The organism is Burkholderia sp. AU33423 (assembly GCF_002223135.1).
GTDB lineage: Bacteria > Pseudomonadota > Gammaproteobacteria > Burkholderiales > Burkholderiaceae > Burkholderia > Burkholderia lata_D.
On the sequence record NZ_NKFH01000005.1, the window covers coordinates 822,088 to 844,099 of the forward strand.

Below are 22,012 nucleotides of genomic sequence, written 5' to 3' on the forward strand. Positions count from 1 at the left end.
ACCAGGACAGGAAAACGACATGACTCAAGCCCAGACCACCACCGTGCAACCCGACGCGATTCCCGTGGCCGCTCCGGTCTCGCAGCGCTGGCGCGTCGCCGACGTCGTCGCGCTGTTCGAGCTGCCGTTCAACGACCTGCTCTTCCGCGCGCAGCAGGTGCACCGCGAGCACTTCGACGCGAACGCGGTGCAGCTGTCGACGCTGCTGTCGATCAAGACGGGCGGCTGCGAGGAAGACTGCGGCTACTGCTCGCAGTCGTCGCACCACGACACGGGCCTGAAGGCCGAGAAGCTGATGGACGTCGACGCGGTGCTCGACGCCGCACGCGCGGCGAAGGCGAACGGCGCGAGCCGCTTCTGCATGGGCGCCGCGTGGCGCAACCCGAAGGAGCGCCACATGCCGGCGCTGACCGAGATGGTGCGCGGCGTGAAGGAGCTCGGCCTCGAGACCTGCATGACGCTCGGCATGCTGGAAGACGAGCAGGCGCAGGAACTCGCGAGCGCGGGCCTCGACTACTACAACCACAACCTCGACACGTCGCCGGAGTTCTACGGCCAGGTGATCTCGACGCGCACCTACCAGGATCGCCTCGACACGCTCGACCGCGTGCGTGACGCGGGCATCAACGTGTGCTGCGGCGGCATCATCGGCATGGGTGAATCGCGTCGCGAACGCGCGGGCCTGATCTCGCAGCTCGCGAACCTGAACCCGTATCCGGATTCGGTGCCGATCAACAACCTCGTCGCGATCGAAGGCACGCCGCTCGAAGGCACCGCACCGCTCGACCCGTTCGAATTCGTGCGCACGATCGCCGTGGCGCGGATCACGATGCCGAAGGCCGTGGTGCGCCTGTCGGCCGGCCGCGAGCAGCTCGACGACGGCCTGCAGGCGATGTGCTTCCTCGCCGGCGCGAACTCGATGTTCTACGGCGACCAGCTGCTGACGACGAGCAACCCGCAGTCGCAGAAGGACCGTGCGCTGTTCGAGCGCCTCGGGATCCGTTCGAGCGATGCGGACGCGATGACGGCGAACGCGTAAGCGGCAGCACCGCGTACCCACGAAAAAGCCGGGGCATGTCCCGGCTTTTTTTCACCCGATCGTCTGTACCGCGTTGCCCTGCGCATCGCGGATCACGGTCTTCTCGACCCGCCAGCGCACGCCGTCGAGCCCGTCGACCGCATACTCGCCGGCGCGCGGCTGCAGCGTGCGCGCCAGCGCCTGCACGGTCGCATCGGTAAGCCGCAGCGTCAGCGTGCCGTCCTCGTCGGTCACGTCGTTCGCGTCACCGTGCACGAACCGCACCGCGCCGTCGTGACCGACCAGACGGAACGGCCGGTCGAACGGCAACCGCAGCGGCAGCAGCGTGACGAGTTCGTCGACCTGCCGTGCGCCGACGGTGATCTCGATCACCGGCGCGCGCAGCAACCGCTTGCGCGTTTCCCATCCAAGCACGTCCGTGAACAGCGAGCCGCTCGACGAGCCGTCGCGCCGGGTACCTTCGTCGACCTGCGCGCGCACGTCCGCGCGCTCGAGCAGCGACGCGCGGCCGAGATCGGTCACCCACAGCGGCATATGCGGCAGCAGCGTGTCGAGCAGTGCGCGCGTGCGCCAGCGCTTCGCGGCGCGCTCCTCGTCGAGCGTCAGCCCGACGATCTGCAGGAACGCCAGGTGGCCGTGCGGCGTATCGATCGCCGGCAGCTCCGGATCGAACACGAAACCCATCGAGCAGAGCTTCGTATCGGTATCAAGCGCGATCGGGCCGTTGGCCGTCATCCAGTGACCGTCGTCGAACGCGTTGCCGCTCTGGAACACGTAGCGCGCAAGATTCTGCAGAAAGCTGAACACCCAGTTCGGCGGCTCTTCGTCGGTGGCGCCGCAGGCGACGCGCATCGTCAGCTCGAAGCCGAAGCCGCTGACGGCCGGATCGTCCGACTCCTTCGCATACAGCTCGGAGAGCCCGTACGTGACGAAATGCCAGTGCGGTACGGGTTCCGCGCGCTTCCACACGCTGATGCCGTCGAGCGGATCGCGGCCGCCGAGCCGCCACTTGAGCAGCGTGCCGTAGTGCTTCGGCTCCTGGCCCGGATAGACGCGCGCGAGCGCGCCGTCGATCGCGTCCCAGCCCGGCGCGCTGTCGTCGTCGGCGCTGTCCTGCGTGTCGTGTGATGCGTCCGTCATGCGGCCCTCTCTTCCCGTTGGTGTCCCGGTGTGTGGTGTCGGTGCGCGCGGCGGCGGCCTGCAGGCCGCCGTGTACATCACACGTGTGCCGCCGCGCCGTCGATCGCCGCGCGCACGCGCTCGACGAGTGGTTGATCGACCGGCGCCAGCACCTCGCCGCGCGGCCGTACGCCCGATCCAAAATGCACCGCGCGCACGCCGGTCGCGCGGACGAAATCGCCGACCGCGTCGACGGTGAGCCCCGAGCCGGCCAGCACCGTGCAGGTCGAGCCCGCCGCCTGCCGCACCAGCCGCGTGATCGTCGCGACCGCGTCGAGCACCGACGGATGGCCGCCCGACGTCAGCACCGACGTGACGGCCGGCACGCGCAGCAGCGCGTCGAAGGCGGCGTTGAGGTCGCGCGACACGTCGAACGCGCGATGGAAGGTCAGCGCGCGGCCGTCCGCCGCGGCCGCGATGCGGGCCAGTGCGTCGAGATCGACGTCGCCGCGTGCGTCGAGCGCGCCGAACACGACGCCGTTCGCCCCGGCCGCGACGGCTGCACGCACGTCGCGTTCGATCACGCGGAGATCGTCGGCGTCATAGACGAACGACCGGCTGTGCGGCCGCACGATCACGTTGACGGGAATCGGCACGGCGGCCACGACGGCTTCGATCAGGCCGACGCTCGGCGTCAGCCCGCCTTCGGTGATCGCGGTCACGAGTTCAAGGCGGTCGGCGCCCGCGCGGGCGGCGGCCTTCGCATCGCCAACGGTCGTGGCGATCACTTCGAGGAGAACGGAGGAAGCGGCGTTTCGGTTCATGGGCGGCCCGCGAATCGTCAGGACAATTCGCGCATCCTAGCCGAGCCGCGTGACGGACGCCAGCGTGCCGGCCGCCGCGTACTTCAGCCGCGCACTTCAGCCGGGGACGTCAGCCGCGCCGCATGAGCCAGACGCCGACGAGCGCGGACAACGCCGTCACGCCGGTGCCGGGCACGAAGCGGAACATGCGCGCGTTGAAGTACGCGCCCTGCTGCTGCATCACGTCGACGATCGCCGGTGTGAGCACGAGCATCCCCCAGCCCACCATCCCGAGCGCGGTGGTCGCGGCCGCGACGAGCAGCACGATGCCCGCGCCGCGCGCACGCGGCCGGAATGCGCCGGCAAACGCGCCCGCGGCGAGCAGCACGGCCGACACCGCGAACAGCACGGCGACGAATATGGTGGTCGCGCCCGCGTGGCCGACTTCCATGAACGCCGCCATCTGCGCGGCGATCACGCAGAAGCCGGCGATCGAGAACAGCACGATCGCCAGCGCGTTACGCACGACGCTCATGCGTTTGCCTGGAAATACGCGGTCGCGGGGCGCCGGAACAGCAGGTAGACGAACACCGCGAACAGCAGGACGCCGGGGATCAGCACCGCGAGCATCGACGCCGGCATGTTGACGAACGAGAACGCAATGCCGATCACGAACGTCACGATGTAGGCCTTGCGCGACCACTCGCGGCCCTTCAGGATCGCGATGCCGATCACGACGTTCACGACTTCGAGGATCATGCTGATGCCGAACGTCGCCCAGACCGGCAGCAGGTAGTGCGACAGCAGCGCCTGGGTGGTCGGCATGCCGATCGAGAATGGCGTATAGACGCACGTGATCGCGTTGGTCACGATGATGATCCACGCGAGGATGGTCAGCGAAATCGGTCGTTTCATGGTGTTTTCCTTTTTATATTCGCCGCCATGGTGGCCCCCGGGACGGCGCGCTCGCGGTCACGACGGCCGCGGTCGCGCCATTGTCGGGGAAGCGCGCGGCGAACGCAACGACCGCCCCCGCGCGCCGCGCCACCGATCGCCGCATGCAGGCCGTGCGTCGCTACGCGGCTTCGGCCTCGTCGTCGGCCCAGTCGATATCGCCGCACAGCACGCGCTGCGCATCGCCGACGCGCACCGCCACCGACAGCGTCACGCACGGCTGCGCCTCGTTGATCGACAGGTACGGCCGCGTGACCTGCACGCGCCCCGGCTCGGCGATCGCCGAGCGGAAATACGGCCGACGCAGCCAGTTCGCGCCCTGCGCGTCCGCCAGCGGCGAGAAGCGCGCCTCGGCGAGCGCGCGGTCGGCGCGCAGCACGACGTTGCGGCCCGACTGGCGGCCGTGCGCGTCGAGCAGGAAGCAGCGCGCGGCCGCGTCGAGCGCGAGGAAGTTCCAGCACACCTCGTCGAGCGGCTCGCCGGCCGCGAGACGCTCGGCCGCCCGTTCGAACGCACGGAGGTACGGCGCGAGCCGCTGCGCATCGCGCCGCTCGCGCGCTTCGGTCTGTTGGCGAAAGCGCTCGGTCAGCTCGCCGATGCAGCCCGTCGCGGCCGCGCTGTCCGGCAGCCCCGGCGCCGGCCGGCCGAAGTAGTAGCCCTGCACGAAATCGGCCTCGCACGACAACGCGATCTGCGCCTCGTGCTCGGTCTCGATGCCCTCGACGAGCACCAGCTTGCCAGCCTCGTGCAGCAGCGTCACCAGCCCGTGCAGGATCGCGGTGAGCCCCGTGCGGTGCGCCGCGTGCGACAGCATGATGCGGTCGAGCTTCACGATGTCCGGATTCAGTTGCCAGATCCGCTCGAGGTTCGAGTGACCCGCGCCGAAATCGTCGAGCGCGATCAGGAAGCCATGCGTGCGGAATTCGCGCACGGCCTCGGCAAGCCGCTCGACGTCTTCCGCACGCTGTTCGAGCACTTCGAGCACGATGCGGCGCGGCGGCATGCCGAGCCGCTTCAGGTTCGCGAGCAGCGCGGCCGCCTGGAACGGGTCGGTGAGCACGCCCGGATGCACGTTGAGGAACAGCCACTCGCGCTCGGCGCCGAGCAGCGCGAAGTTCTCGAGATGCAGCGCCTGCGCGAGCCGGTCGAGCTGCAGCAGTTCGCCCTGGCGCGCGGCTTCGCCGAACACGTCGAGCGGCGACACGGCGCGATCGAGCGCATCGTGCGCGCGCAGCAGCGCCTCGTAGCCCACCGCGCGCTGGTGCGACAGGCTGAAAATCGGCTGGAACACGGTCGTGAGCGTCAGGTCGCGGTGCTGCGTCGCCAGACGTTCGAAGCCGGAACTCACCTCCCGCTCGAACCGGTACGGCGACGCGGCGGCCGGACGCTCCTGTTGCACGATCGTCATGCTGCCTTCCTCCTGGTATTGCCTTCGAACGCGGCGCCCGACGAAGCGAGCGGCGCGTGCAATGTCATGGTTGGACCCTCGGTTGTCCGGTCGACGCCGGACGGCTGCCGAACCTCAAGCAAGCTCCGTGCAAGGCGCCGACGGCCCGTGTGCCGCACGGCTCGCGCCGGGCTGTCGCACCATCCCGGCGCAGGTGGCGCGCACCGTTTTCGTGCACGCGCACCGGTCGCTCGAAGGCAACCGTCACGCCAGCACGCTACACTCCGTACGATCGTTTCATTCCCCGTATTCGCCGTATCGATGGAAATCGTCTTCACCGTCCTGATCCTGCTGCTGACCGTCGCGCTGTCCGGCGCCGTCACACGCAACCTGCCCTTCCAACTACCGTTGCCGCTGATGCAGATCGCGTTCGGCGCGATGCTCGCGTGGCCGAAGCTGAACCTGCACGTCACGTTCGATCCCGAAATCTTCATGCTGCTGTTCATTCCGCCGCTGCTGTTCGCGGACGGCTGGCGGATTCCGAAGCGCGAACTGTACTTGCAACGCCGCGCGATCCTGATGCTCGCATTCGGGCTCGTGTTCATGACGGTACTCGCAGTGGGCTACTTCGCGCACTGGCTGATACCCGAGTTGCCGCTGCCGATCGCGTTCGCGCTCGCGGCCGTGCTGTCGCCGACCGACGCGGTCGCGCTGTCGGGCATCGCCGGCAAGGGCCGGATCCCGCCGCAACTGATGCACATCCTCGAGGGCGAGGCGCTGATGAACGACGCGTCCGGCCTCGTCGCCCTGAAATTCGCGATCGCGGCCGCGCTGACGGGCATGTTCTCGCTGCGCGACGCGTCGGTCACGTTCGTGATCGTCGCCGCCGGCGGGCTCGCGACGGGCGCGATCGTGTCGTGGGCGTTCAGCGCGCTGTCGACGCGCTTCCTGAATGCCGAGCAGGAAGGCGATCCGGCCCCCGGCATCGTGATGACGCTGCTGGTGCCGTTCGCGGCCTACCTGTTCGCCGAGCACCTCGACCTGTCGGGTGTGCTGGCGGCCGTGTCGGCCGGGATGATGATGAACTACACGAGCTTCTCGCGCAAAAGCACCGTCGCGTCGCGCGTGCGCGCCGAAAGCACGTGGGCGATGATCGAGTTCGTGTTCAACGGCATGGTGTTCATCATGCTCGGGCTGCAGCTGCCGCACATCATCGGCCGCACGCTCGTCGACGCGCACCACACGAGCGACGCGCTCGTCGGCCGGATGATCTTCAACGTCTGCGCGATGATGCTCGCGCTGTATGCGATCCGCTTCCTGTGGGTCTGGCTGCTGCGCTGGTTCGCCAGCCGTCGCGCCGCGCGCCGGGGCCTCGCGGGCACGATGGCCGGCGTGCGCACGATCGCGGTGATGACGGTCGGCGGCGTGCGCGGGGCGGTCACGCTCGCCGGTGTGCTGTCGATTCCGGTCGCGCTGTCCGACGGCGTGCCGCTGCCGGGCCGCGACACGGCGATCTTCGTCGCGTCGGCCGTGATCCTCGGCTCGCTCGTCGTCGCCGTGATCGGCCTGCCGCTGCTGCTGCGCGGCGTGCGTTCGTCGCGCAGCCCGCTCGGCGACGAGGAACGCGCCGCGCGCGCGGCCGCCGCGCAGGCCGCGATCCGCGCGATCGATACGTCGCACGACGCGATCTCGGTCGATCTCGACGAATCGGGCGCCGCACGCTGCGCGGACATCTCCGCACGCGTGATGGACCAGTACCGCCGCCGCCTCGCGACGCTCGCCGAGGACGGCCCCACGCCGCGCGCGGAAGCGAAGCAGGCCGAAACGATGGAACTGCAGATGCGGATCGCGGCCGTGCGCGCGGAACGCTCCGCGCTGTACCGGCTGCGCAGCGAGAGCAAGATTTCCGACGAGACGCTGACGAAGCTGCTCCGCGAGATCGACCTGTCGGAAACCGCGCTGTCGACGCGCAAGAAAGGCATTCTCTAAAGGGCCGGCCGCTGCCTGTACGCAGCAGCCGGGGCCCAAGAAAAAACGGCGACGCACACGCGTCGCCGTTTTCATCTCCGCCCGCGTTCGCGTTACTTCGCGACGACGACCGGAATCCCCTTCAGCATCCCCGCGCCCTTCATCTCGTCGAGCGCGTGCTGCACGGCCGCGCTCGTCGCCGCTTCGATGCCGAGCTGCAGCGCAAGCTCGCGCTCCGCGCGTTTCACGCCGGCCAGGTTGCGCACCTTCACGTGACCGAAGCCGCGCACGCGTGCGTGCAGGTCGGCCAGTTGCACGACCTGCGCGGCATTGCCGGCCGTCGTCGCGGCGAGCGCACGCGTGAGCGTCGTCTCGTAGTCGTCGGCGAGCGCACGCTCCATCTTGCGCTCGACGGTGCGGCCGAACGGATCGAGCCACGTGCCGCGCAGGCTGCGCACGCGCGCCAGCATGCCGAACACCGGCCACATCCACTGGCCGAACACGCGCTTCTTCGGTGCGCTGCCGTCGCTGCCGGCCTTCGCGACCGTCGGCGGCGCCAGGTTGAACTTCACGCGATAGGCCTGCCCCGGCACGCCTTCGAACTGCGCTTCGAGCGCCGTGCGGAACGCGTCGTCCGTGTACAGCCGCGCGACCTCGTATTCGTCCTTCACCGCGAGCAGCCGGTAGAACGTCGTCGCGACCGCGCGCGTCAGCGCGTCGTCGCCCTTCGCACGCGCCGCGCTCACGAGCGCACGGTAGCGCTCGACATAACGTGCGCCGCCGTAAGCATCGAGACGCGCTTCGCGATCGGCGATCAGCTCGGCGAGCGTCTCCGGCGCGGCCTGCGCGGCCACCGTGTGACGCGCGTTCCACAACGCATCGAGGCCCGCCGCGTCGCCGGCCGCCATCCGGCCGATCGAGAACGCAAGCTTGTTCATTGGCACCGCGACGTTGTTCAGCTCGATCGCGCGCATCATCGCCGCGAGCGACACCGGTACGAGGCCGAGCTGCCATGCATAGCCGAGCATCAGGATGTTCGCGCCGATCGAGTCGCCGAGGAACTTCGCGGCGAGCGCCTGCGCGTCGCAGCTCGACAGGTAGCCGTCGCCGGCCGCATGGCGCATCTTCTCGAGCAGCGCGTCCGCATGCAGGTTCGCGTCGGGGTTCTGCACGAACGACGCGTTCGGAATCCGGTGCGTGTTGACGACGATCCGCGAACGCTCGTGACGCACCGTCTGCAGCGCCTCGGCGCTCGCGCCGACCACCATGTCGCACGCGAGCAGCACGTCCGCCTGCTGCGTGTCGATGCGCACCTGGTTCAGCCACCGGTCGCTCGATGCGATCCGCACGAACGACAGCACCGAGCCGCCCTTCTGCGCGAAGCCCATGAAGTCGAGCACCGACGCGCTCTTGCCTTCGAGGTGCGCGGCCATGCTGATCAGCGCGCCGACCGTCACGACACCCGTGCCGCCGACGCCTGTCACGAGCATGTCGAACGGCGCCGCGTCGAGATGCGTCGCGGGCACCGGCAGCGCATCGACGCGCACGGCGAGCGCGGCTTCGTCGAATGCGGCACCGGCCGCCTTCTTCAGCGCCGCGCCTTCGACCGTCACGAAGCTCGGGCAGAAGCCGTTCACGCACGAATAGTCCTTGTTGCACGACGACTGGTCGATGCGGCGCTTGCGGCCGAGCGGTGTTTCAAGCGGCTCGACCGACAGGCAGTTCGACTGCACACCGCAATCGCCGCAGCCTTCGCACACTGCGTCGTTGATGAACAGGCGCTTGTCCGGGTCGGGGAATTCGCCCTTCTTGCGGCGGCGGCGCTTCTCGGCCGCGCAGGTCTGGTCGTAGATCAGCACGGTGACGCCCGGCGTCTCGCGCAATTCGCGCTGCACGGTGTCGAGTTCGCTGCGGTGATGAAACGTCGTGCCCGGCGGGAACTGGCCGTGATGACCGTCGTACTTCTCCGGCTCGTCGGACACGACCACGAAGCGCGACACGCCTTCCGCCTCGACCTGCCGCGCGATCTGCGGCACCGAGATGCTGCCGTCGACCGGCTGCCCGCCCGTCATCGCGACCGCGTCGTTGTAGAGGATCTTGTACGTGATGTTCGCTTTCGCGGCCACGGCCTGGCGGATCGCGAGGATGCCCGAGTGGAAATAGGTGCCGTCGCCGAGGTTCTGGAACACGTGCTTCGTGTTGGTGAACATCGCGTGCGCGGCCCAGTCGACGCCCTCGCCGCCCATCTGGATCAGCCCCGTCGTGTCGCGCTCCATCCACGATGCCATGAAGTGGCAACCGATGCCGGCCTGCGCGATCGAGCCCTCCGGCACCTTCGTCGACGTGTTGTGCGGGCAGCCCGAGCAGAAATACGGCGTGCGCTTCACCGCATCGGCCTCGTTCGACAGGATTTGCGGCGCGACGAGATCGACGACGCGTTCGCGGCGGTCGAGCGCCGGCTTGTGGCGCGCGAGCCAGTCGGCGAACACCGGCAGGATGCGCGACGGGCGCAGCTCGCCGAGTTCGGACAGCAGGCAGGCGCCGGCGGCGTCGTGCTTGCCGAGCACGCGCGGGCGCGCGCCTTCCGTGCGGTTGTACAGGTAGTCCTTGATCTGCTGCTCGATGACCGGGCCCTTCTCCTCGATCACGAGCACTTCGGCGAGCCCGTCGACGAAGGTTTCGAGGCGCGTCATTTCGAGCGGATACGACAGGCCGACCTTGTAGATCCGCACGCCGGCCGTATCGAGATCGGCCACCGTCAGGTCGAGGCGGCGCAGCGCTTCCATCAGGTCGAGGTGCGCCTTGCCGCAGGTCACGATGCCGACGTTCGCCTGCGCGCTCGGCGCGATCCACTTGTCGATGCTGTTGGTGCGCGCGAAATGGCGCACCGCGTCGAGCTTCGCGGCGAGGCGCGCCTCGATCGTGAGGCTCGGCAGGTCGGGCCAGCGATTGTGCAGGCCGCCCGCCGGCGGCGTGAAGCCTTCCGGCGCGGGCCACTGCGTCTGCAGCGCGTCGAGGTCGACGGTCGAGCCCGATTCGACCGTTTCCGAGATCGCCTTGAAACCGACCCACGCGCCCGAATAGCGCGACAGCGCCCAGCCGTACAGGCCGAATTCGAGCATGTCGGCGATGTTCGCCGGGTTCACGACCGGCATGTGCCACGCGATCATCGCGAAGTCGCTCTGGTGCGGCATCGACGACGACACGCAGCCGTGGTCATCACCCGCCACCACCAGCACGCCGCCGTGCGGCGACGAACCGTACGCGTTGCCGTGCTTCAGCGCGTCGCCGGCGCGATCGACGCCCGGGCCCTTGCCGTACCACATCGCATACACGCCCTCGACCGTGCGCTCGGGATCGGCCTCGACCCGCTGCGTGCCGAGCACGGCCGTGCCGCCGAGTTCCTCGTTGATCGCGGGCAGGAAGCGCACGCCGCCGGCGTCGAGCAGCTTCTTCGCCTTCCACAGCTGCTGGTCGACCATGCCGAGCGGCGAGCCGCGATAGCCGCTGACGAAGCCGGCCGTGTTGAGCCCCTGTTCGGCGTCGACCGTGCGCTGCATCAGCAGCAGGCGAACCAGCGCCTGCGTGCCGGTCAGGAAGATCCGGCCGCGCGTCGCGGTCAGGTTGTCGGTCAGGCGGTAGTCGGACAGGGCAGGCGTGCCGTCGACGGGCAGGCGGGCAGTCATGGGGGGAAGTCTCCGGATTGTGCTGTTCTGGGCTGCTCGGCAGGGCGTCGGGCGACGCGTGACTGGCGGCAGCGAATGGCTCTATTTTTTCGCGCGCAGCCGAGAATGTTTTTTCTCATCTTGCTCTGGCGGGCCCTCAGTGAGAAAAAGTGCGCAGCTTTTTGCCGGGATTTGAGAGAGTTTTCGCGCACGGCGGTCGGGCGGGATGGGCGACGCGTCGGGGCGGGCGGCCCGTTTGCCGGGGAAACGCGTGGCGGTCCGACGGTGGCCCCGGGGAAGCGGCGGGTGGCGCTCGTGCCCCGTGTGACAAGGGTTTCAGCGCGTCGTGGCGCTGACCCTCACCATTGAAATGCACAGCGTTGCGATTGGTCGGCGGCGCGGGATGTCCACAACGCCGCGCCCCTCGGCCGACCGGGCTCGCGCGCTCACCGTTCGATTGCACAGCGTTTCGAGTGGCGTGGAGGCCGGGATGTCCACACCGTTGTCGGCATGCGTTTGGCGCTTGCCCCGACTCTCACCGTTGAAATTCACAGCGCGGCGAGTGGGTTTCGGCTGCGGATATCCCCATCGGTGAGGGCGTATTGCGTCGATCGGCGGCTCGCCTTCGGCGTTCGAATGCTCAGGGTCGTGAGTGGGTTTGTCGGCTGGAAAGGCGTGCAGAAACATGCATGCCGGGCAATTGCGGGCTCGCGCTCATCGTGGAAGTCCTTTGGGTCGCGAGTGGGTGTATCGGCCGGACATGTACGGCGGAACGCGCATGCTGCACAATCGCGGGCTCTCGCTCATCGTGAAAATACACTGGATCGCGAGCGGGATTATCGACCGGACAGGCGCGCCGGAACCCGCATGCTGCACAATCGCGGGCGGCCGCTCAACGTGGAAATACTTTGGGTCGCGAGTGGGTTGATCAGCCGGAAAGGCACGCTGGAACACGCATGCTGCGCAATCGCGGGCCTGCACTCACCGATGAAATTCACAGGGCTTCGAGTGTCTGCAACAGCGGTTATCCACGCCCGATCCGGCATTGCTGACCGGCCAGGCGAGCACCCTCACCGTTGAAAACCACAGCGCTTCGAGTGGTCCGCGACGCAGGATATCCACATGCATCCGCATCCGTCGATGCGATAGCGGATGCGCGCCGCGGAAGGCGCGACCGGCCGGCAATCCTTGCTGGAAGCGGCTCATCAGCCGATCGGGTACAGACACTCACCATCGAAATGCACAGTGTCGCGAGTCGTTTCGGCTGCAGGATATCCGCACGGGTGCCCGAGTTTTCCTCGTTCGCGCCCCCGTGTGCGAGCCTGAGACACACGACGCTTCAGACGGCGCCGATGGCCGAATGATCGCATTCCTGGTGCGCTGACCGCCGATCCCGCGTTCTCGCTCACCCCTGCATTGCGCAGCGCCTCGAGTCGCTTGCGAACGCGGCGATGCGCAGCGAAATCTGCACGTTGCAGACCACACGCCCGCACTCGCCGTTAAAATGCACGGCCTTTCGGGTAACAGCCGGAACCGGATCTCTACGTCGCGGCACGCACGCGGTTCCGCCAAGCATGCGCGCGTTCGGCTAGAATGCGCGACGCTTCGAACCACGCAAAGATCGGAAAACCGCGCCAGGACAGGCGCATCGCCCGATCGGATGCCGGCCCTCACCGTTGAATTCCACAGCATTTCGCGTCGTTTCGCGGGCGAGTTGTCCACAACCCGCTTCATGCATTCCGTATCATCCGGTGACCCTCACCTGTGAAATGCACAGGGCGCCGAGTCGTTTCGGCGTGAGGATATCCACAACCGATCGCGCGGTGCGACCTTCGTCGGACCATCGACTGGAACGGCCCGCGCATCCGCCGACGGCTATCGGGCATTGACCGGAAAGCCCCATCCAGACGGCCTCGGCGGCACCCTCACCATTCAAATGCACAGCGTTTCGAGTCGCCTTCGAGGTGGGTTATCCACATCTGTCCAACGAGGCTGCACCGAACAGGCACGCGCCCTCGAGCCGCATTACTCGGCAATCGACCGGATGACCGCCGCCGGATTGCCGCCGACCAGCACATTCGGCGGAACATCCCGCGTGACGACGGCCCCGGCCGCGACCACCGAATTCTCGCCCACCGTCACACCGCCGATGATCGTCGCACCAGCGCCGATCCAGACGTTCCGTTCGATCACGATCGGCTTCGCGACGACGAAGTCGCGCCGCCGCAAAGGTTCGACGGGGTGACCGGACGTGATGAGGCTGACGTTCGGCCCGATCATCACGTCATCGCCGATCTCGAGCCCGCCGAGATCGTAGAACGTGCAGTTCTGGTTGACGAACACGTTGCGCCCGAGCTTCATGCCGGTGCCGCCTGTCGCATGGAACGGCGGGATCAACACGAAGCCGTCGTCCACCGGCATGCCGATCAGTTCTCCGAATAATGTGCGAACCTCGGCGGCATCGTCGAACGTCAGGCGATTGATCCGCGCGGCGATCGACATCGCCCGCTTGACCTCGGCCACCATCGCCGCCGATTCCGGCGTTCTTCTCGGAATGATCGTGATGCGATCGTCGTTTTCCATGCGTGAGTTGTCTCCCATGATTTCCCTGTTTCGCGATGCATCGGCGCTTGCGGAACGATGCCAGTGTGGACGTGTGTGCAGACGCTGCGGGCTCCGTGATGCCGTGCGCGGGATGCCGGCCTGCACCGTGATTTCCATCCCATTTATAACTAGTATCAATATAACTAGTTATCAACGCACCTCATTGTGCGATAAGGCTTTGCCCGGCTTTCTGCCTGATTCTCGCTCGACACACAACGCGTCTGGCCATCCTATGCAGATAACCGCCGCTGGCTAGACGCCCTTGCCAGGTGCCCTTGTCCGAACCTGCGGCGCTCGGGTACGCTGGAGCATCCACCGGACCGACAGTTGCACCCACACGCGGAGGCACGATGAAGCTCTACTACTGGCCGAAGACCCGGGCATTTCGGGCATTGTGGATGCTTGAAGAACTCGGCGTGGTGTACGAACTCGTGCCGATCGACCTGCGTTCGCACGAACAGGGCAGCGACGCGTTCGTGCAGGTCAACCCGATGGCCAAGCTGCCCGCGCTCGACGACGGCGGCATGCCGTTCGCCGAATCGGGCGCCGTGCTGCTCTATCTTGCCGACCGCTGCCCGGGCGCCGGGCTCGGCGTCGCGCCCGACGATCCGCTGCGCGGCCGTTTCCTCCAATGGATGTTCTTCACGCCGACCTGCCTCGAGCCGGCGATGGCCGAAAAATTCACCGGCGCGTCGGGCAATCCGGTCGCGTTCGGCTGGGGCAACATCACCCGCGTGCAGCGCGCACTCGCGCAAGCGCTCGCTCATAGTCCGTGGCTCGTCGGCGACCGCTTCACCGCGGCCGACCTGCTGCTCGCCAGCACGCTGAAGACCGCATTCGACGCGCATCTGCTGCCGCACGAAGGCGTGCTCGGCGACTATGTCGCGCGCGCCGAGGATCGCGACGCATTCCACCGCGCGGTCGCGATCGAACAGCGCGAAGCGGCGCGCCTGCTGCATGCGTGACCCGTAGACGCGTCGCGCGGGAGCGGCACTACCGGCCGGCCGCGAGCGCCACTACGCGGCCGGGCCCGACGTCGCGGCGCCGGTATTGACCACCGCGCCCGGCGAGCCGCGCTCGTCGGTATCGGCGTCGACCGGCACCACCTCATGAAAATGCGTGTAGTCGATGTGCGTGATGCCGTCTTCGTCGTGCATCAGGTCGACATAGCGGTGACGCCAGCGGATCTCGTCATGCTCCCAGGAATGGCGCGCCTGCATCACCTGTGCGGTCGTCTCGTCCGAGCCTTCGATCGTGATCAGCAACGACGCGTCGCGCGCGGCGAGCGATTCGGGCGTCTCGCCGAACAGCGCGCTCGATTCGTCGATCACGTGCATCAGGTTCCAGCCGAGCAGGAAGATTGGATGCTCGCTGCGCACGAGCGCCAAGTCGTGGATCTTGCGCAGCGTGTAGCCCTCGTGCGTGCCTTCTACGCGCATCAGCCGCAGTTTCGCCTGCGCCTCGGCAATCACGTTCTGGCGCGCATTCGCGGCGCGCACCATCAGCGTCATCCTGCCGTTCAACGGCCGGACGATCGCGTAGCGTGCGAACAGGATCTTCGCCTGCGGCCGTGAAAACCGCGCAAACACGAGCCCCGTAGCCATCGCAATGCCCGACATCCCGACGAAGATCTCGAACGTCGCGACCAGGTGCGCATAGACGGTCTGCGGATGCATGTCGCCGTAGCCGACGGTCGCGAGTGTCTCGACGCTGAAGAAGAACGCGCCGCCGAAGCCGGCCGGCGACTGGTTCGCGATCGGCGCATGGCCAAGCAGGTAGAGCGTCGCAAAAGCGCCGTTGAGCAGCAGGAACAGCACGGCGAGCGACAGGAAGAATACGGGCCAGCTCACCGTCAGCGCGCGGTGATAGAGGTCGCGCCAGCCGAGCGGCGGCATCCCGTACGCGATCACCGGGCGGTTGCCCGACCAGAGCTTGCGGCCACGGCCGCGGGAGGCTGGGGAGGACGAATCGACGTTCATCGCGCGGCGCCGGAAACAGGGAGGCGATGAGCGTAGCACGCGCGGCGGCGGCCGGGTATGCGTACCGGTTCGGAATCGAAATCCGTCGCACCGCCGGCCGCGCGGCGCAAAAAAAGCCGGCTGCGGAAGCGGCCGGCTGCGTCGTCAGCGTGTGGGCGAGCGCGCGGTGCTCACGTGCGGTCGGCGCTCACTTGCGGTCGACGATCACCTGGTCGAACGTGCCGCCGTCCGCGAAGTGTGTCTTCTGCGCGTTCGCCCAGCTGCCGAAGACCTGTTCGACGCTGAACGTCTTCAGCGACTTGAATTCGGCCGCATGCTTCTTCAGCACGTTCGCGTCGCGCGGGCGCAGGTGGTGTTGCGCGATGATTTCCTGCGCCTCCGGCGTGTACAGGTAATCCAGATACGCCTGCGCGACCTTGCGCGTGCCCTTCTTGTCGACGACCTTGTCGACGACGGCGACGGGCGGCTCCGCGAGGATGCTCGCCGACGGATACACGGCGTCGAACTGCGCGCCCGATGCGCCGGTGTCCATCAGCGCGACTTCATTCTCGAACGTGACCAGCACGTCGCCGATGCCGCGCTGCGTGAACGTCGTCGTCGCGCCGCGACCACCGGAGTCGAGCACCGGCACGTTGCGGAAGATCGCCTTCTCGAAGTCGATCGCCTGCTGGTCGGTCGCGCCCTTCTGCTTCTGGAAGCCCCACGCGGCGAGATACGCATAGCGGCCGTTGCCCGACGTCTTCGGGTTCGCGATGATCACCTGGACACCCGGCTTCGCGAGATCGCTCCAGTCCTTGATCGCCTTCGGGTTGCCCTTGCGCACCAGGAACACCATCGTGGTCGAGTACGGCGAGCTGTTGTCCGGGAAACGCGCGCGCCAGTCCTTCGGCAGCAGCTGGCCACGCTCGGCGAGCAGATCGATGTCGTTCGGCTGGTTCATCGTCACGACGTCGGCCTGCAGCCCTTGCAGCACCGACAGCGCCTGCGCGCTCGACGCGCCGTGCGACTGCTTGATCGCGACCGTCTCGCCGGTCTTCTGCTTGTAGGCGGCGGCAAAACCCGCGTTGATGTCCTTGTACAGTTCGCGCGTCACGTCGTACGACACGTTCAGGATCGACGTATCCGCGTGCGCAGCCGTTGCCGCCACGACCAGCGCCGCCGCCGCGCCCGTGTGCAGCCAGCGGCCGATCCCCTTCATGCTTGCCATCGTGATATGCCCCGTTTCCAGTGGTGGTGAATGTGCGTGACGGCACGCGTACGCGCTGTCATCGAAACGTAAGCGGGCATTCTAGCGGCCGGGCGCGGCGCGCTTTCCAATCAGTCGTGGAAAGCAAATCTCGAATCCTGCTAAGCGGCGGCGGACGCTCGCGCGCGGATCGGATCCGGTGTTAAGATCGCCGCTCAGCCCATTTCCCGGTTCCTCCATGTCCGCTGCCCTGCGCTCGCTTCCGATCCTCGCCGCCGTCGCGGCAGGCGCGCGCGCGGCCGGGCTGAAACTGAAAAAACGACTCCTCGACTGACGAGGACGTCACGTCCCGTCAGGCGAATGCCGGACGGGATGCCCGCAGGTCGTTTCTTTCCCCTTGCTCACACGCCTCGCTCCGGCTCTCCGCCGGCGGAACGGTTCCTTCCCACTCCGTTTCCACCCTGAGGCTTTGCATGAACACACGTTTCGAAGGTATCTGGCTGCCGATCATCACGCCGTTCCACCACGGCGAAGTCGACCATGCCGCGCTCGCGCGGCTCGCGCGCCACTATGCCGCCGCGGGCATCGCAGGCTTCGTCGCGGGCGCGACGACCGGTGAGGGCGTGCTGCTCGACGCGCGCGAACAGGACGCGGTGATCGCGACGCTGCGCGACGCGGCGCCCGGGCTGCCGATCGTCGTCGGGCTGACCGCGAGCGCGACGCATTTCGCGGCCGCCCGCGCGCGCGAACTCGCGGCGCTGCGGCCCGACGGGCTGCTCGTCACGCCGCCCGTCTACGTGCGGCCGACGCAGGACGGCATCCGCCGCCACGTCGAGGCGATCGTCGAGGCGGCCGACCTGCCGGTGCTCGTCTACAACATCCCGTACCGCACCGGCGTGAACGTCGAACTGGAGACGCTGCAGGCGCTCGCGCGCGACCCGCGCGTCGCGGGCATCAAGGAATGCGGCGGCACGCTCGACCGGATGAGCCGGCTCGTGCACGACACGCCGCTCGCGATCCTGTCCGGCGACGACAATCAGAACTTCGCGGCGATGTGCGCCGGTGCGCACGGCGCGATCGCGAGCAGCGCGCACGTGCTGCCCGAATGGCATGTGCGCATCCATGCGCTGCTGCGCGATGGTCGGCTCGCCGATGCGCGGCGCCTGTCGGTCGCGCTGCAGCCGCTCGTCGCGGCGCTGTTCGCGGAGCCGAACCCGGCGCCGGTGAAGGCCGTACTGGCCGCGCAAGGGTGGTGCGAGGACGGGTTGCGGCTGCCGTTCGTGCCGGCGAGTGAAGGGTTGAGGGAGCGGCTGGCGGCCATTTGTGCGGAACTGGACGAAATCGAGCCGAACGTCGCGTCAGCATGAACCGCGACGCCACATGACGTACAGGCGACCAATGGATTTCGCCCCGACAGATTGCTTCAAACTGTCAGAACGAGAGACAGGTCGTACCGCGCGAGATGGGCATCGGCCGTCACGAGCTGAAGCGGCTCGTGACGGGCCTGCGCGACCAGCAAGCGATCGAATGGATCACGATGGTGGTGCGGCAGATCACGGACCGCGGCCCCATGCACGGCCCGGACTGGCAGCTCGCGAATCCCGCTCGAGCCGATCGCACGGATCAGCTTGCCGACGTCGATATCGAGCTTCCCCAGGCCGGCCTTGATGGCGGCCTCCCAGATACTCGCGCTGCTGACGAAACGCTCATCGGCCGCCGAGATCAGCCGGCGCGCCCTTGCGCTCAGCCTGGGGTCATTGGTCACGATCCACAAAAAGATGTGCGTATCGAGCAACAGCCGCATCAGTGCCCTTCGAAGGCATCCAGCAGGTAATCAGGCAGCGGGGCATCGAAGTCGTCCGCGATCCACGCCTGCCCTTGCAGGACACCGAACCGAACAGGCGGATCGCCGGGCACGAGTCGATCAGTTGACGCCCCGTCACCGCGGATCGTGACATCTGCCCTTTGGGCCGGATCGACCGCACTGGCGCCGGGCGTATTCTCGTTTTGCATGATGACCTCCGTTTCAAGTGATCATCACTGTAGTCAGGTTCACCTGATCGATCCATTCGACCGATCGGCAGAGGGATTGCCGAACCGCACCCGGCGACGGCAAGCGAGGGTTTCGTCACGCCGCCAGCGCCGCCCCCGTCCCCTCCGTCGCATCCCGCACCGCCTGCTTCACGATCCGCGCGAGCCGATCGACGGTCGGCGTCGCCGACGACGTGCGCCGCAGCAAAATCAGCGGCAAACTCGGCAGCGCCGGCAACCCGCACGAAGCCGCATCGAGCACGCGCACCGACGCGGGCAGCCCGTACTGCGAGCGCACCGTCAGCCCGAGGCCGGCCGCCGCCGCGGCCCATAGCCCGGCGAGACTGGGGGTCGTGAACGCAACGCGCCACGGCACGCCCGCGCGATCGAGCGCGCCGGTCGCCGCACCGAAGAACCGGCACGGCCGGTCGAACACGACGAGCGGCAGCGGCTCGCCCGGCGCGCGCACCGCACGGCCGCCCGTTTCGTCCGCGCCGCCTTCCTCCTCTGCGCCACCGCCCGGCATGCCGAAGTCGGTCGCGACCGAACCCGCCGCCCCCACCCACTGCATCGGCACCTGCGCGATCGCTTCGCTCTCGATCCCCGCGCGCGCCACCAGCGCCGCCGACGCCGGATCGCCCCACACCAGCGCGAGATCGAGCTGGTTCGCGTCGAGCCGGTCGAGCAAGTCGGCGTTGCGCGCCACGCGCGCCTCGATCCGCACCTTCGGATGCGCACGCGCGAACCGCCCGAGCACGTCGGGCAGAATCGCCTCGCCGAAATCCTCCTGCAGCCCGACACGCACCCAGCCGTCGAGATTCATGCCGCGCACGGCCGCGGCCGCCTCGTCGTTCAGCTCGATCATCCGCCGCGCATAGCGCAGCATCGCGTCGCCGGCGTCGGTCAGCGCCAGCCCGCGCCCGGCCTTCACGAACAGCGGCGTGCCGGCCTGCTCCTCGAGCTTGCGGATCTGCGCACTCACCGCCGACGACGAGCGCGCGACGCGGTCGGCCGCCTTCGCAAAACTGCCGAGATCCACCCCGGCGACAAGGCTGCGCAGCGCCGCCACGTCGAAGTTGGGCCGGGCCAGCGTGGCATCGGCCAGCGCGAGCGACTCGCCGTCGTCGCGGGGAATGTCTTGTCCGGGCATCTCAACCATCCTGTTTTATCGAACGATTCATCAAGAACTTTCCGATTTTCAGGATGAATGTAGGGCGCCAGACTGTGGATGTCAATTTCCAACCGGGCCTGCCGTCATGGATACCTCGTGCATCGCTTCCCCCTCCTCGCCCGCCCGCGACGTGCGCGGCGCGGCTCATCGCTGGCGCGTGCTGGCGGCCGGCGTCGCCGCGAACATGAGCTTTTCGGCCGCGGCGGCCGGCATTCCGACCACGGCCGTGTGGATGCGCACGGCCTATCACCTCGACAACGGCGCGCTCGGCCTCGTGCTCGGCGCGCTCGGCTTCGGCGTCGCGCTGTCCGAGCTGCCGTGGGGGATGGCCGCCGACCGCTTCGGCGACCGGCGCGTGCTGCTCGCCGGGCTCGTCGCGACGGCCGCGATGTTCGCGCTGATGGTGTGCACGATCGTCCCGACCGCGCACGGCGTGCCGCCGCTGATGCGCGTCGTCGTGGCAATGTGCTGCGTCGGCCTGCTCGGCGGCAGCGTGAACGGGTCGAGCGGGCGCGCGGTGATGCGCTGGTTCGGCGAGCGCGAACGCGGGCTCGCGATGAGCATCCGCCAGACGGCCGTGCCGCTCGGCGGCGGCGTCGGCGCGGCGCTGCTGCCGTCGCTCGCGTCGCACCTGGGCTTTGCCGCGGTATTCGGCGCGCTGATGCTGCTGTGCGCGGGATCGGCCGCGCTCACCTGGCGCTGGCTGCACGAGCCGCCGGCCGAACCGGCCGTGACGCACCCCGCCACGCATCGCCCCGTCGAGCGGCAGCCATCCGCGCGGCAGGTGCGCAACCCGCTCGTGAGCGGCCCCGTGTGGCGGATCGTCCTCGGCATCGGCCTGCTGTGCGCGCCGCAGTTCGCGGTGCTCACGTTCGCGACGGTGTTCCTGCACGACTTCGGCCGGCTCGGCCTCGCCGGCATCAGTGCCGCGATGGTCGCGCTGCAGCTCGGCGCGATGGTGATGCGCGTGTGGAGCGGCCGTCATACCGACCGGCACGGCAACCGGCGCGCGTATCTGCGCGGATCGGTATTCGTCGCGGCCGGCTCGTTCGCGCTGCTCGCAGCCGCAACGGCCGGCAGTGCGCACGTGCCGCTCGCCGCGATCGTCGCGATTCTCGTCTTCGCCGGCATCTGCGTGTCCGCGTGGCACGGTGTCGCGTACACGGAGCTCGCGACGCTCGCGGGCGCGAATCAGGCAGGCACCGCACTCGGGATGGCCAATACGATCGTCTACCTCGGGCTGTTTGCGACGCCGCTCGCGATTCCGCCGCTGCTCGCGGTCAGCTCGTGGAGTGTCGTGTGGCTCGCGGCCGCGCTGGTCGCCGGCGCGACCTATCCGCTGTTCGCCGCGAAATAGCAGCCGCTCGTCTCACGCGGGCGTCGCAGCGCTCGCCACGACGCCCGCGCAATCCGTCAGGCTGCTTCGCGCGCCATCGCACGCCGCGACGCCGGCCGCTCGGCCTCGCGCTGCGCATGAGCGGTCCAAGCCGCATGCCGCGTCATGTCGAGCCCGATCGCGACGCCCCAGCGATACAGCACGAACAGGAACGGATCGACGATCGAATGCGCGCCCGGCTCGGCCCATGTTCGGCCGTCGGCGAGCGCGGCTTCGATCGTCTCGTTCGCGGCTTCGATCGTGCGCCGCCCGTGCGCACTGACCTCGCCATGCAGGGCCGGATCGCCGATGAAGCGGCCCGGCCGCCACAGCGCGCCATAGCCGACGCCATGCACCCAGCCGACCAGCCAGGCGAGCCATTCGTGGCACCGTGCCTCGCGCAGCGGATCGCCGAACGGCAGCAACTGCGCATCGGGATAACGGCGCGCGAGATACGTGAGGATCGCCGGCGTTTCGGTCAGCACGCGCGGCTCGCCCGGAATCGCGAGCACGGGCACGCGCGCTTTCGGGTTGATCGCGAGATAGCGCGCTTCGAGGTTCTGCTGCTCGCGAACGGACACGATCTCGACGTCGAACGGTGCGCCGGTTTCCTCCAGCGCGATGTGGGCGGCAAGCGAGCAGGCGCCCGGCGAAAGGTAGAGACGATAGGCGTTCATGGTGGTGTGGCCCGACGGGGATGTGGAAGACGGAACCGAGTGTAGGAACGCGTG

At 68.3% G+C, this 22,012-nt stretch carries 18 protein-coding genes; 5 read left to right on the forward strand and 13 right to left on the reverse strand.

Annotated elements, in window-relative coordinates; genetic code table 11:
- The first annotated feature begins 19 nt into the window (after positions 1-19).
- Positions 20-1,039 (forward strand): biotin synthase BioB, encoded by a 1,020-nt coding sequence (bioB, locus tag CFB50_RS16340; protein WP_069249002.1) that lies wholly within the window; start codon positions 20-22, stop codon positions 1,037-1,039.
- A gap of 51 nt (positions 1,040-1,090) precedes the next feature.
- Here bioB and CFB50_RS16345 read toward each other — a convergent pair whose 3' ends face one another.
- The 5 genes from CFB50_RS16345 to CFB50_RS16365 form a co-directional block, all read right to left on the reverse strand.
- A complete protein-coding gene (locus CFB50_RS16345) occupies positions 1,091-2,179 on the reverse strand; it encodes a suppressor of fused domain protein (protein ID WP_089446530.1) in 1,089 nt (362 codons plus the stop codon).
- A gap of 77 nt (positions 2,180-2,256) precedes the next feature.
- Complete coding sequence (locus tag CFB50_RS16350) at positions 2,257-2,982, reverse strand: copper homeostasis protein CutC (protein WP_089446531.1); 726 nt, start codon at positions 2,980-2,982, stop codon at positions 2,257-2,259.
- Between the two features lie 109 nt (positions 2,983-3,091).
- The gene (locus CFB50_RS16355; protein WP_089446532.1) at positions 3,092-3,496 is read right to left on the reverse strand and encodes a hypothetical protein; all 405 of its coding nucleotides are present in this window, start codon (positions 3,494-3,496) and stop codon (positions 3,092-3,094) included.
- Positions 3,493-3,876: a hypothetical protein gene (locus CFB50_RS16360; RefSeq protein WP_089446533.1), complete on the reverse strand. Its 384-nt coding sequence runs from the start codon at positions 3,874-3,876 to the stop codon at positions 3,493-3,495. Before CFB50_RS16360 ends, CFB50_RS16355 begins: the two co-directional genes overlap by 4 nt.
- A 160-nt stretch (positions 3,877-4,036) precedes the next feature.
- Positions 4,037-5,323 (reverse strand): sensor domain-containing phosphodiesterase, encoded by a 1,287-nt coding sequence (locus CFB50_RS16365; RefSeq protein ID WP_089446534.1) that lies wholly within the window; start codon positions 5,321-5,323, stop codon positions 4,037-4,039.
- Positions 5,324-5,623: 300 nt separating this feature from the next.
- Between CFB50_RS16365 and CFB50_RS16370 the strand changes: the two genes are divergently transcribed.
- Complete coding sequence (locus CFB50_RS16370) at positions 5,624-7,291, forward strand: Na+/H+ antiporter (RefSeq protein ID WP_089446535.1); 1,668 nt, start codon at positions 5,624-5,626, stop codon at positions 7,289-7,291.
- 92 nt (positions 7,292-7,383) lie between these two features.
- Here the strand turns inward: CFB50_RS16370 and CFB50_RS16375 are convergent, their stop codons facing one another.
- Together CFB50_RS16375 and CFB50_RS16380 are read right to left on the reverse strand one after the other, a co-directional pair.
- Positions 7,384-10,956, reverse strand: coding sequence for an indolepyruvate ferredoxin oxidoreductase family protein (locus CFB50_RS16375; protein WP_089446536.1), 3,573 nt, complete (start codon positions 10,954-10,956; stop codon positions 7,384-7,386).
- 2,004 nt (positions 10,957-12,960) lie between these two features.
- Positions 12,961-13,518, reverse strand: a complete 558-nt coding sequence (locus CFB50_RS16380; RefSeq protein ID WP_089446537.1) for a sugar O-acetyltransferase — start codon at positions 13,516-13,518, stop codon at positions 12,961-12,963.
- Between the two features lie 371 nt (positions 13,519-13,889).
- Here CFB50_RS16380 and CFB50_RS16385 point away from each other — a divergent pair, with 371 nt between their 5' ends.
- Positions 13,890-14,504, forward strand: a complete 615-nt coding sequence (locus tag CFB50_RS16385; RefSeq protein WP_089446538.1) for a glutathione S-transferase family protein — start codon at positions 13,890-13,892, stop codon at positions 14,502-14,504.
- Between the two features lie 51 nt (positions 14,505-14,555).
- On the opposite strand, the gene CFB50_RS16390 is transcribed toward CFB50_RS16385, so the two are convergent.
- On the reverse strand, positions 14,556-15,518 hold the full coding sequence (locus CFB50_RS16390) for an ion channel (protein ID WP_089446539.1): 963 nt from the start codon (positions 15,516-15,518) through the stop codon (positions 14,556-14,558).
- A 187-nt stretch (positions 15,519-15,705) separates the two neighbouring features.
- Positions 15,706-16,725 (reverse strand): sulfate ABC transporter substrate-binding protein, encoded by a 1,020-nt coding sequence (locus CFB50_RS16395; protein ID WP_069249019.1) that lies wholly within the window; start codon positions 16,723-16,725, stop codon positions 15,706-15,708.
- A 452-nt stretch (positions 16,726-17,177) separates the two neighbouring features.
- On the opposite strand from CFB50_RS16395, the gene dapA reads away from it, so the two are divergent.
- Positions 17,178-18,071, forward strand: coding sequence for a 4-hydroxy-tetrahydrodipicolinate synthase (gene dapA / locus CFB50_RS16405; RefSeq protein WP_089446540.1), 894 nt, complete (start codon positions 17,178-17,180; stop codon positions 18,069-18,071).
- Between the two features lie 56 nt (positions 18,072-18,127).
- Here the strand turns inward: dapA and CFB50_RS16410 are convergent, their stop codons facing one another.
- The 3 genes from CFB50_RS16410 to CFB50_RS16420 all read right to left on the reverse strand — a co-directional run bounded on the left by CFB50_RS16410 (position 18,128) and on the right by CFB50_RS16420 (position 19,885).
- On the reverse strand, positions 18,128-18,508 hold the full coding sequence (locus tag CFB50_RS16410) for a type II toxin-antitoxin system VapC family toxin (RefSeq protein WP_089446541.1): 381 nt from the start codon (positions 18,506-18,508) through the stop codon (positions 18,128-18,130).
- Positions 18,508-18,717: a hypothetical protein gene (locus tag CFB50_RS16415; RefSeq protein ID WP_089446542.1), complete on the reverse strand. Its 210-nt coding sequence runs from the start codon at positions 18,715-18,717 to the stop codon at positions 18,508-18,510. The genes CFB50_RS16410 and CFB50_RS16415 overlap by 1 nt, the downstream gene beginning before the upstream one ends.
- Positions 18,718-18,832: 115 nt before the next feature.
- Positions 18,833-19,885 carry a LysR substrate-binding domain-containing protein gene (locus CFB50_RS16420; protein WP_089446543.1) on the reverse strand — a complete coding sequence of 351 codons (1,053 nt, stop codon included), beginning with the start codon at positions 19,883-19,885 and terminating at the stop codon, positions 18,833-18,835.
- Between the two features lie 106 nt (positions 19,886-19,991).
- On the opposite strand from CFB50_RS16420, the gene CFB50_RS16425 reads away from it, so the two are divergent.
- Positions 19,992-21,263, forward strand: coding sequence for an MFS transporter (locus CFB50_RS16425; RefSeq protein ID WP_089446544.1), 1,272 nt, complete (start codon positions 19,992-19,994; stop codon positions 21,261-21,263).
- Positions 21,264-21,319: 56 nt separating this feature from the next.
- Here the strand turns inward: CFB50_RS16425 and CFB50_RS16430 are convergent, their stop codons facing one another.
- Positions 21,320-21,958 carry a glutathione S-transferase family protein gene (locus CFB50_RS16430; protein ID WP_089446545.1) on the reverse strand — a complete coding sequence of 213 codons (639 nt, stop codon included), beginning with the start codon at positions 21,956-21,958 and terminating at the stop codon, positions 21,320-21,322.
- Between the last annotated feature and the right edge of the window lie 54 nt (positions 21,959-22,012).